Raw genomic sequence first — 11,346 nt, forward strand, 5'->3', positions numbered from 1 at the left:
TCCAGGAAGCGCTGCGCGTCCAGCGCCGCCATGCAGCCGGTGCCGGCGCTGGTGATGGCCTGGCGATAGGTGTAGTCCTGCACGTCGCCCGCGGCGAATACGCCGGGCACGCTGGTCTGCGTGGCAAAGCCCTGGTGGCCGCCCTGGGTGTGGATGTAGCCACCCTCCATCTGCAGCTGGCCCTGGAAGATGTCGGTGTTGGGCGAGTGGCCGATGGCAATGAAGCAGCCCTGCAGCTGGATGTCCTCGGTGCGACCATCCTCGGTGCTCCTGATGCGCACGCCGGTCACGCCCGAGTCGTCGCCCAGCACCTCGTCCAGGGTGAAGTGGGTCTTGAGTTCGATTTTGCCCTCGGCCACTTTCTCGTGGAGCTTGTCGATCAGGATGGGTTCGGCGCGGAATTTGTCGCGCCGGTGGATCAGCGTGACCTTGCGCGCGATGTTGGACAGGTACAGGGCTTCTTCCACGGCGGTGTTGCCGCCGCCGACCACGCACACGTCCTGCTCGCGGTAGAAGAAGCCGTCGCAGGTCGCGCAGGCCGACACGCCGCGGCCCATGAAGGCCTCTTCCGACGGCAGGCCCAGGTACTTGGCCGAGGCGCCGGTGGCGATGATCAGCGAATCACAGGTGTAGGTGCCGGTGTCGCCCGTGAGGGTGAAGGGGCGCCGGCTCAGGTCCACGGCGCTGATGTGGTCGAAGACGATCTGCGTCTTGAAGCGCTCGGCATGCTGCAGGAAGCGCTGCATCAGCTCCGGCCCCTGCACGCCCAGCGGGTCGGCGGGCCAGTTGTCCACCTCGGTGGTGGTCATGAGTTGGCCACCCTGGGCCATGCCGGTGATGAGCACCGGCTCCAGGTTGGCGCGGGCGGCATAGACGGCGGCGGTGTAGCCGGCGGGGCCGGAGCCGAGGATCATGACTTTGGCGTGTTGGGTGAGGGACATGTTCTTCGTCGTCAGATCAGCGTGGAAGGGTGAAGGAGGGCGCTCGGCCCAGGTCGCCCGGCCATTGTAGGCAGGGGGTTTTCAGCCCGGGGCATCGGGTAAGCTTCGCCCTCTTTCCCGTATGACGTATTCCCTCAATACCCTGAACGCCTCGTCACCGGCCAGGGGTGCGCCCCGCCACGGTGCGGCGCGCTTCGGCCATGAGCTGGTGCTGCTGGCGGGGCTGCTGGCCCTGGTGTTCTGGCTGCTGGCGCTGCTGAGCTATTCCCCCCAGGACGCCGCCTGGTCCACTTCGGGCGTTTCGGGCCACGCCACGTCCAACTGGTTCGGCCGCGTGGGCGCCTGGGTCGCGGACATCAGCTACTTCCTTCTGGGCTTTTCCATCTGGTGGGTGGTCGTCGCCGCGGCGCAGGCCTGGCTGGCGTCGCTTGCCCGCTGGATGCGCGGAGGCGAGGGCGCCGGGCAGCCCTTGCGCCGCCTGGGCCTGTTCTGGCTGGGCCTCGTGCTGCTGCTGCTGGCGGGCAGCGCGCTCGAATGGTCGCGCCTGTACCGCTTCGAGGACCTGCTGCCCGGGCATGCCGGCGGCATGCTGGGCTATATGACGGGCCCCCTGGCGGTGAAATGGCTGGGTTTCACCGGCTCCGGCCTGGTAGGCGTGCTGCTGGTGGTGGTGGGCGCGGCCCTGGTGTTCGGCTTCTCCTGGGGTGGGCTGGCCGAGCGGCTGGGCGCGCGCATCGACGCGCTGGCGCTGGCCGTGCACGCGCTGTTCGAGCGGGTGCGCGACGCCGCGGCGGGCCGGCGCGCGGCACGCGAGCGCGAGCGCCAGGCAGCCGTCCGCGCCGAGCCGGGCCTGCCGGCCTCGCCCGCCTCCGCGCCGCCACTGCACCACGCCGAGCCGGCGGCCGATTCCCTGCCCGACCTGCCCGCGCCGCGCGGTGCCCCTGTGCCCAGGGTGCCGGCTGTCGCGCCGGCAACCCCCGCCCCTGTGCTCCGGCCCGTGCCGGCGGCCCCGCTGCCCGAAACGACGGCGGCACCCGCGGCGCCGGCCATGATCCTGTCCGGACGGCCCGCGCTCCCCGAGCGGCAAAAACCCCTGTTCACCGAGAGCGCCGACGGCGGCCTGCCCCGGGTGGCCCTGCTGGATGCGGCCCAGGCGCGCCAGGAGCTGGTCACGCCCGAGACGCTGGAGATGACCAGCCGGCTGATCGAGAAGAAGCTCAAGGACTTCGGCGTCGAGGTCGAGGTGGTCGAGTCCATGCCCGGCCCGGTCATCACGCGCTACGAGATCGAGCCGGCCACGGGCGTCAAGGGCTCGCAGATCGTCAACTTGGCCAAGGACCTGGCGCGCAGCCTGAGCCTGGTCTCCATCCGCGTGGTCGAAACCATCCCCGGCAAGACCACCATGGCGCTGGAGCTGCCCAACGCCCGGCGCCAGACCATCCGCCTGTCGGAGATCCTGGGCTCGCAGGTCTACCACGACGCCAAGAGCATGCTGACCGTGGGCCTGGGCAAGGACATCGTTGGCAGCCCGGTGGTGGCCGACCTGGCCAAGATGCCGCACTGCCTGGTGGCCGGCACCACCGGTTCGGGCAAGTCGGTGGGCATCAACGCGATGATTCTGTCGCTGCTCTACAAGGCCGAGGCGCGCGACGTGCGCCTCTTGATGATCGACCCGAAGATGCTGGAGATGAGCGTCTACGAGGGCATCCCGCATCTGCTGGCGCCTGTGGTGACCGACATGAAACAGGCCGCCCATGGCCTGAACTGGTGCGTGGCCGAGATGGAGCGGCGCTACAAGTTGATGAGCAAGCTGGGCGTGCGCAACCTGGCCGGCTACAACACCAAGATCGACGAGGCACGGGGCCGCGAGGAATCCATCTCCAACCCCTTCAGCCTGAACCCCGAGGCGCCCGAGCCCCTGGAGCGCCTGCCGCACATCGTCGTCGTGATCGACGAGCTGGCCGACCTGATGATGGTCGTGGGCAAGAAGATCGAAGAACTGATAGCCCGCCTGGCGCAGAAGGCGCGCGCCGCCGGCATCCACCTGATCCTGGCCACGCAGCGCCCGAGCGTGGACGTGATCACCGGCCTGATCAAGGCCAACATCCCCACGCGCATCGCCTTTCAGGTCAGCAGCAAGATCGACAGCCGCACCATCCTCGACCAGATGGGCGCCGAGGCGCTGCTGGGCATGGGCGACATGCTCTACATGGCCAGCGGCACGGGCCTGCCTGTGCGCGTGCATGGCGCCTTCGTCTCGGACGAGGAGGTGCACCGCGTGGTCGATTACCTGAGGACACAAGGGGAGCCGGACTACATCGACGGCGTGCTGGAAGGCGGTAGCGTCGAGGATGAGGGCGCGGGCGGCCTGGGCGACGGCGGCGAAGGCTCCGGCGACGAGCAGGACCCCATGTACGACCAGGCCGTCGAGGTGGTGCTCAAGGACCGCAAGGCCAGCATCTCCTACGTGCAGCGCAAGCTGCGCATCGGCTACAACCGCTCGGCGCGGCTGCTGGAGGACATGGAAAAGGCCGGCCTGGTCAGCGCCCTCACCTCCAACGGCCAGCGCGAGGTGCTGGTGCCTGCCCGCAGCGAATAGGACGCATGACCTTGAAAAAGTTTCTGATCACTACATTTTTGATAGCTGCAGGTGCGCAGTGCGCCTGGGCTGACGGGCTGAAAAGCCTGGAAGATTTCATGAAGGGCGCGCACAGCGGCAGCGCCGATTTCACCCAGACCGTGACGGCGCCGGCCAAGGACGGCCAGGCCGCGCGCAGCAAGCAAAGCAGCGGGCACTTCGCCTTCCAGCGCCCGGGGCGCTTTCGCTTCGAATACCGCAAGCCCTTCGAGCAGACCATCGTCGCCGACGGCAGCACGCTGTGGCTCTACGACGCCGACCTGAACCAGGTCACCCAGCGTGCCCAGGACAAGGCCCTGGGCGCCACGCCTGCGGCGCTGCTGGCCTCGGCCCCCAACCTGGCCGCGCTGCGCGCCGATTTCACGCTGGAAAACGCCCCCGACGAGGGGGGGTTGCAGTGGGTGCGCGCCACGCCCAAGGCCAGCGACGGGCAGATCCGCGGCGTGCGCGTGGGTTTCGATGGCGCGCGGCTGGCGGTGCTGGACATCGAGGACAGCTTCGGCCAGCGCTCGGTCATCCGCTTCGCGCAGATGCAGCTCAATCCGCAGCTGCCGTCGGGCACCTTCAGCTTCAAGACACCGGCCGGAGCGGACGTGCTCAGGCAGTGAGGGCCGGCGCTACGCCAGGCCCATGCCCCGTGCCCGCAGGGCGGCTTCGGCGCGGCTGCCAATGTTGAGCTTGCGGTAGATGTGCTTGACGTGGTCGCCCACCGTGTGCCGTGAAATGCCCAGGATGTCGGCGATGTCGGCCAGGCGCACGCCCTGCGCCAGCAAGCCCAGCACCTCGCGCTCGCGGCTGCTGAGCTGTCCACGATCGTCTGCCGGCCGGGGCGCAGGCGGCGCCGGCTGGAAATGGCGCAGCAAGCGGCGTGCAATGGCTGGCGACAGCGGCGGCTGACCCCGCGCGATACCCTGCAGCTGCTGGGCCAGCCAGCCTGTGGGGTGGTCCTTGAGCAGATAGCCTTGCGCGCCCGCTTGCAGCGCCAAAAACAGTTGTTCGTCGCCGTCGTGGATGGTGGCGACGACGACGGCGCAGTGCGGCTGATGGCGCGTGAGCAGGTCGATCACTTCGCAACCATGGCCATCGCCCAGGGCGAGGTCGATCAGCGCGAGGTCGAACACCTCGTGCGACAGCACTGCCCGGGCTTCGGCCACGCTGGCGGCGCAGGTGCAGCAGGCGCGGGGAAAGGCGGCCCGCACTGCGGTCCCGAGCAGGGCCAGTGCGTCGGGCAGATCGTCGACGAGCAAAACGTTCTTCATGAAAGGCGTGGAAGGTCGCCAGGCACGGACAGCGGCAGCCGGATGGACAGCTCGGCCCATCCGTCTTGCGCCTGCCGGATGTGCAGCTGGCCATCGTAGGGGATCAGCCGCTGGCGCATGCCGCTCAGTCCCCGACCGGCAGGCCAGTTGCCGGGCTCGCCGACATCGCCATCGTGGCGTAGCTGGATGTCCAGCACATCGCCCGGCCGCAGGGCGATGGTCACCGAGACGCGCCGTGGCCGCGCGTGGCGCAGTGCGTTGGACAGGCCTTCGCGCAGGACGCGTTCGAGCGCGGCCCGGTGCCGCGCGGGCAGCAGCAGCTCCCGCGCTGAAGCGGGGTCATCGGTGGACCAATGCAGATCCGCACCCGCGGCCTCGCAACGCGCCTCGGCTTCGGCGCGCCAGTCGCCCAGGGCGTCGGCCAGGGGTGCATCGCACACGTCCATGGTGTGCAATGCGGTGCGCAGGTCGTGCATGGCGGCACGCGCGAGCTCGGCCAGCTCGGGCGAACTGGCACGGTGGATCAGCATCAGCAGACGCGCGCCGACGTCGTCGTGCATGTCACGCGCGATGCGCTGGCGCTCCTCGCGGGCGCCAAGCTCGTAGGCCGTACGCCCCGCGCGCGCCTGGTCCATGAGCTGGCACAGAGCATCCAGAAAAGTGATGTCCTTGCTGGAGAACAGGCGCCTGCCCTGCGCCGGGTAGCGCATCAGCCGCCCCTGCATGCCGCCACAGGCCGGCACCTGCAGCGCCAGCCCGTCGTCTCGCACCTGCACGCCTCCTGGCTCCTGCGGCCCGCTGCTCTGCAGGTCCAGGGGTGCGTAGAGGCGGCGCAGCAAATCGTCCCAGAGCGACTCCTGTCGCGCCCGCGAAGGCTGCAACGCGATACGCACCACGTCGGGCATGGCGTCCTGGATGCGCTGCCTCGGGTCGGGCGCCAGGCGCTGCCACAGCCATTGCCGCGCCGGGAAATACAGCACGCCGCAAAGCCATAGCGACACGCCCAGCGCCGCCGTGGAGGACCAGTCCAGCAATGCGATGAGCGCCGCGTCCACGGCCACCAGCGCCAGGGCCCCGCCGACCCACAAAAGCATGCGCAGCGCCCATTCGTCCAGTTCGAACAGGCGGTGGCGCCGCAGGCCCAGGGCGATGCCCACGTAGATGAACAGGAAGAAGCCGAAGGCGTAGCCCTGGGGTACCGCGGGCAGCCAGCCGAGCGCTGTGGTGGCGATGACGAGCGTGATGAACAGGCCGCTGCCGACCAGCATCGAAAGGCTGAGCCAGCGCAGCGCGGCACGCCCCAGGGCATCGCCCCGGGTACGACGCCACTGCACGCCCGCCAGCGCCGCCGCCAGCAGCATCTCGATCATGACGGCCAGGCGCATGCCCAGGTCCGGCGACGGCGGCAGGCGCAGCAGGTCCGCCCACCACCACAGGGAAAAGCCGGCCAGTGGCAGGGCCAGCCAGGCCGGGCGCACCAGGGGCCGTGGATGGACTAAAAAAATGCCGACCAGCGCTGCGCCAAACAGGGCCGCGCCGTACAGGTTGATGGCGCTCAGGGTCGAAAACAGGCCCTGCGGCAAGGCCAGCTCGCGGCTGCTGTAGACGGCGGCCGGCATGGCGAACAGTGGAAAGCACAGGCCGGTTACGCCGAACAGGGTGGCTCCCCAGTCGCGGGGACGCAGGGCCCAGACCCAGCAAGCGATCAGGCAGCCCAGTGTGGAAACCGCTGCCTGGAACCAGAAGACCGCTGGCAGGCTGCGCAGGGGTCGCCGCTGTGGCGACACGTACGTTAGGACTGGCTCGGCCCCGGGCGTGGCGCGCCAGGACACCGCCACCACCGGGGACTGCAGCACGCGCGCCAGCCGGCCCTGGCGGTCGAAGAAATCGTCCATCTGCGCGTAGCTTGCGAGCGCATCGGGGTCTTCGATCAGGTCCTGCGCCTGCACAGGCATGGCAGGCGAACCAGGCAGGCCCAGGGCCAGCAGTTGCGCCCCGACCGGCAGGGGCGGCGAAGGGGCCTGGCTGCGCACGACGTGCACCTGCTGCTGCGGGCCGGGCGCCAGTTCCAGCCCCAGCCAGGGCAGCTGCCGTGCCAGCGCCACTGCGAGCAGCGTGGCACCCAGGCAGTAGCCCAGGGCAATGAAGAGCCGCAGCGAAGGGGGATGTGCGTACACGGCAGAGCGGCGCCTCCCCCGCGAACGCGGGATTGCCGCCCGGGAGCGGCGCCGGAAGAATGGTTGGGCTGTGCATACTTTATGGAAAGGACAAGACATGCGCCATCCTTATTTCTCACCGGTACGCCGCCCATCGCTTTGGGCGGGTGCGGGCCTTCTCGCCATGGGCCTTGCCGGCTGCGGCGGCGGCAGCGACGGAACCGCCGCGGGTCCGGCGGCGGGCGCCGCGCCGTCCGCGCCGGTGGTCACCACGCTTTCGGGCACGGCGGCAACCGGCGCCCCCATCCAGGGCGGCGCCGTACAGGTGCTGTGCCGGGGTGCTTCGGCGCCGCTGCTGGCCACCACCAGCAGCACCGGCACATGGGAGGTGGACACCACGGGCCAGACACTGCCCTGCGCGGTGCGCGTGCAGGGCGGAAACCTGCCAGCGGGGCAGGCCTACCATTCGGTGGCCCTGCGTTTCGGCAACACCAACGTCACGCCGCTGACCGATCTCATGGTGGCGCACCTGGCAGGGCAGAGTCCAGCTGTCTGGTGGGGCAACAGCGGTCCCGTGGACTGGAGCGTGGCGACGGCCAACGCACTGGAGCAGTCGCTGCAGTCCCTGCGCAAGGCGCTGGGGCTGGACGCCCTCCACGGCATCGACCCGGTTGCAGACGTGTTCAAGGCGCAACGCCAGGACGCCATGGACGATGTCCTGGAGGCGCTGCGTCTGGCCCTGGAACGCCTGGGCATGAGCTACCAGACGCTGCTCGCCTCGGCCGCCACGGTGGATTTCAGCATGCCGGACAGCTTCCGCGTCACCCTGAGGGAGACCCACCATAGTGTCACCGTCTCCCCTGGCGGCGTAGTGGTCGACGGCCCTTCTGGCGGCAGCCACACGCTGACGCTCAACGTCACCGCCAGCGGTTTCGCGATGCCCCCCGTGGTCGTGCGCAACGTGCCCATGCCGACCTCCCAGGAGGAGTTTTGCGGCTGGGTGAACGACCCGGCCAATCCCCAGGGCCTGTCACAGACCATGCAGGGTGCTTCCGGACGGGTGGATATCAGGAGCTGCTCCTTCAGCGGGAGCGTCGGACGGATCAGCGCCGTGGTGGTGGTGACCTCACCGATCTCCACGTCCATGCCCTACGACGTGGTCTACACCTATCAGTAAGCGCCTGGCGCCAGCGCCTCGGCCACCCGCGCGCGTACCAGCGCCAGCACCTCGGCCTCGAACCAGGGGTTGTGCTTGAGCCAGCCGTTGTTGCGCGGGCTGGGGTGGGGCAGGGCGATGACCGGCGCGTCGGGCGTGGCGATGCTGGCACGCACCACCTCGCCCAGTGGCCGGCCGCGCAGCTGCGGCAGGTGCCAGGCGATGGCGTACTGGCCCACCGCCACGGTCAGCGCGATGCGCGGCAGCAGCGCCAGCAGCGGCGCGCGCCAGGTGGGCGCGCACTCGGGGCGCGGCGGCGCGTCGCCCGAGGCGCCCTTGCCGGGGTAGCAGAACCCCATGGGCGCGATCGCCACGCGCGCGGGGTCGTAGAACAGCTCGCGCGGCAGCTGCAGCCAGTCGCGCAGGCGCTCGCCACTGGCGTCGTCGAACGGCACGCCCGTGGCGTGCACCTTGCGTCCCGGGGCCTGGCTGGCGATCAGGATGCGCGCGCCGCTGCCGGCCTGCAGCACCGGGCGCGGACCCAGGGGCAGGTGCGGCGTGCACAGGGTGCAGGCGCGGATGCGCGGCAAGAGCTCATCGAGCGCGGCCTGTGTGGCGGAAGGCGAGGCGGAGGCAGGCAAGGGAGAGCTTTCGGAAAGCGGCCATTGTGGGGCAGGACGGCGCGCCGTGCCGCTACCATGGCAGAGCACGCGCCGTGCCTGCGGGCACGGCGTGTCCAGCCGCCGCACCACCTTTTTCTCTCCCGTGAAAGCCTCTCCCGTTGCCCTCCACCAACCCCTGGCCGAGCGCCTGCGCCCGCGCTCGCTCGGCGAGGTCATCGGCCAGCAGCACCTGCTCGGGCCGGGCAAGCCGCTGCGCCTGGCGTTCGAATCGGGCCGGCCGCACAGCTGCATCCTGTGGGGCCCGCCGGGCGTGGGCAAGACGACCATCGCGCGGCTGATGGCCGAGGCGTTCGACGCGCAGTTCATCAGCATCAGCGCCGTGCTGGGCGGCGTCAAGGACATCCGCGAGGCGGTGCAGCAGGCCGAGGCCGCGCGCGACGGGCTCATGGCGCAGCGCACCATCGTCTTCGTCGATGAGGTGCACCGTTTCAACAAGAGCCAGCAAGACGCCTTTTTGCCGCACGTCGAGAGCGGGCTCTTCACCTTCGTTGGCGCCACCACCGAGAACCCGTCGTTCGAGGTCAACTCGGCCCTGCTGTCGCGCGCCACGGTGTACGTGCTGCAGCCGCTCACGAGCGCCGACATGGAGCAGATCATCGGCCGGGCCCGGCAGGCGCAGGCGCTGCCGGCCATCGAGGACGCGGCGAGACAGCGCCTGGTGGCCTACGCCGACGGCGACGCGCGGCGCCTGCTCAACCAGCTCGAGACGCTGGCCGTGACGGCCGAGCAAAGCGGGCTGTCGTGCATCACCGACGAGTGGCTGCTGTCGGTGCTGGGCGAGCAGATGCGCCGCTATGACAAGGGCGGCGAGCAGTTCTACGACACCATCAGCGCACTGCACAAGTCGGTGCGCGGCTCCGACCCCGACGCCGCGCTGTACTGGCTGGTGCGCATGCTCGATGGCGGCGCCGACCCGCGTTACCTGGCCCGGCGCATCATCCGCATGGCCTGGGAAGACATCGGCCTGGCCGACCCGCGCGCCATGCAGATCACCAACGACGCGGCCCAGACCTATGAGCGCCTGGGCAGCCCCGAGGGCGAGCTGGCGCTGGCGCAGGCCGTTCTCTACCTGGCCATGGCACCCAAGAGCAACGCCGGCTACGCCGCCTACAACAAGGCGCGCGCCTTCGTGAAGGCGGGTGGCACGCACCCCGTGCCGCTGCGCCTGCGCAACGCCCCCACGGCGCTCATGAAGCAGCTCGACTACGGCCGCGGCTACCGCTACGCGCACGACGAGGAGGGGGGCTTCGCCGCCGGCGAGAGCTATCTGCCCGATGGCATGGCGCCGCCCGGCTTCTACCAGCCCGTGCCGCGCGGCCTGGAGATCAAGATCGGCCAGAAGCTCGAGGAGCTGCGCGCGCGCAACGCCGCGTCGGCGCCGCCCGGGGACTGACCCTCCAGCCCCTCCTTCAAGGGAAAACCCCGCCGGCGCCGTGCGCGGAAGTTCACCGCAGGCGTGACAGAATTTCATCCTGAAACCCGCGCAGTCCCTTGCCTGGCGGGTTTTTTATTCGCCGGCGGGCGGCCCACAAGGCTGCGCCGAGAACTGCTGTCTGCCGGTTGCGCGCGTCACCCACGAAGGACTCGACTTATGGACATCCTGCTGCAACAGATCATCAACGGTCTGGTCCTCGGCAGCATGTACGCCTTGATAGCCCTGGGCTACACCATGGTGTACGGCATCATCCAGCTCATCAACTTCGCCCACGGCGAGGTGCTGATGATCGGCGCGCTCACCAGCTGGAGCTGCATCGGCCTGATGCAGCAGGCCATGCCCGGCGCGCCGGGCTGGGCCATCCTGCTGCTGGCCACGCTGATCGCCTGCGTGGTGGCGGCGGCGCTCAACTTCGTCATCGAAAAGGTGGCCTACAAGCCGCTCAGGAACAGCCCGCGCCTGGCGCCCCTGATCACCGCCATCGGCATGTCGCTCTTGCTGCAGACGCTGGCCATGATCATCTGGAAGCCCAACTACAAGCCCTACCCGACGCTGCTGCCGGCCACGCCCTTCCAGCTCGGCGGCGCCGTCATCACCTCCACGCAGATCCTGATCCTGGGCGTGACGGTGGTGGCGCTGTCGGCCATGGTGTACCTCGTCAATTACACGCGCCTGGGCCGCGCCATGCGCGCCACGGCCGAGAACCCGCGCGTGGCCGCCCTCATGGGCGTCAAGCCCGACATGGTCATTTCGGCCACCTTCATCATCGGCGCGGTGCTGGCGGCTATCGCCGGCATCATGTATGCCTCCAACTACGGCACGGCGCAGCACACCATGGGCTTTCTGCCCGGGCTCAAGGCCTTCACGGCGGCGGTGTTCGGCGGCATCGGCAACCTGGCGGGCGCGGTCATCGGCGGCATCCTGCTCGGGCTGATCGAGGCCATCGGCTCGGGCTACATCGGCACGCTCACGGGCGGGGTGCTGGGCAGTCACTACACCGACATCTTCGCCTTCATCGTGCTCATCATCATCCTCACGCTGCGCCCCTCGGGCCTGCTGGGCGAGCGCGTGGCCGACC

The 11,346-nt window shown here is 69.7% G+C and carries 9 protein-coding genes; 5 read left to right on the plus strand and 4 right to left on the minus strand.

Translation table 11 applies throughout. The features are described 5' to 3' along the window. Positions 1-941, minus strand: a 941-nt coding sequence (trxB, locus tag RT051_RS13390) for a thioredoxin-disulfide reductase (protein WP_313077452.1), incomplete at its 3' end; no start/stop codon positions are given. Between the two features lie 121 nt (positions 942-1,062). On the opposite strand from trxB, the gene RT051_RS13395 reads away from it, so the two are divergent. Both RT051_RS13395 and lolA read left to right on the plus strand, forming a co-directional pair. Then, a complete protein-coding gene (locus RT051_RS13395; protein ID WP_313077453.1) occupies positions 1,063-3,540 on the plus strand; it encodes a DNA translocase FtsK 4TM domain-containing protein in 2,478 nt (825 codons plus the stop codon). A gap of 5 nt (positions 3,541-3,545) precedes the next feature. After that, the gene (gene lolA, locus RT051_RS13400; protein ID WP_313077455.1) at positions 3,546-4,187 is read left to right on the plus strand and encodes an outer membrane lipoprotein chaperone LolA; all 642 of its coding nucleotides are present in this window, start codon (positions 3,546-3,548) and stop codon (positions 4,185-4,187) included. 9 nt (positions 4,188-4,196) lie between these two features. Here lolA and RT051_RS13405 read toward each other — a convergent pair whose 3' ends face one another. Together RT051_RS13405 and RT051_RS13410 are read right to left on the minus strand one after the other, a co-directional pair. Next, a complete protein-coding gene (locus tag RT051_RS13405) occupies positions 4,197-4,838 on the minus strand; it encodes a response regulator transcription factor (RefSeq protein WP_313077456.1) in 642 nt (213 codons plus the stop codon). Beyond that, positions 4,835-7,015 (minus strand): hypothetical protein, encoded by a 2,181-nt coding sequence (locus RT051_RS13410; RefSeq protein ID WP_313077457.1) that lies wholly within the window; start codon positions 7,013-7,015, stop codon positions 4,835-4,837. The genes RT051_RS13405 and RT051_RS13410 overlap by 4 nt, the downstream gene beginning before the upstream one ends. A gap of 163 nt (positions 7,016-7,178) precedes the next feature. Here RT051_RS13410 and RT051_RS13415 point away from each other — a divergent pair, with 163 nt between their 5' ends. After that, positions 7,179-8,171 (plus strand): hypothetical protein, encoded by a 993-nt coding sequence (locus tag RT051_RS13415; RefSeq protein WP_313077458.1) that lies wholly within the window; start codon positions 7,179-7,181, stop codon positions 8,169-8,171. Here the strand turns inward: RT051_RS13415 and RT051_RS13420 are convergent. Continuing rightward, positions 8,165-8,791 carry a uracil-DNA glycosylase family protein gene (locus tag RT051_RS13420; RefSeq protein WP_313077459.1) on the minus strand — a complete coding sequence of 209 codons (627 nt, stop codon included), beginning with the start codon at positions 8,789-8,791 and terminating at the stop codon, positions 8,165-8,167. The two genes, RT051_RS13415 and RT051_RS13420, sit on opposite strands and share 7 nt — an antisense overlap. A 124-nt stretch (positions 8,792-8,915) precedes the next feature. Between RT051_RS13420 and RT051_RS13425 the strand changes: the two genes are divergently transcribed. Together RT051_RS13425 and RT051_RS13430 are read left to right on the plus strand one after the other, a co-directional pair. Next, complete coding sequence (locus RT051_RS13425; RefSeq protein ID WP_313077460.1) at positions 8,916-10,226, plus strand: replication-associated recombination protein A; 1,311 nt, start codon at positions 8,916-8,918, stop codon at positions 10,224-10,226. Between the two features lie 198 nt (positions 10,227-10,424). Continuing rightward, on the plus strand, positions 10,425-11,346 hold a 922-nt coding region (locus RT051_RS13430; protein ID WP_313077461.1), incomplete at its 3' end, for a branched-chain amino acid ABC transporter permease.

It is taken from the genome of Melaminivora sp. (genome assembly GCF_032059615.1).
Lineage (GTDB): Bacteria > Pseudomonadota > Gammaproteobacteria > Burkholderiales > Burkholderiaceae_C > Melaminivora.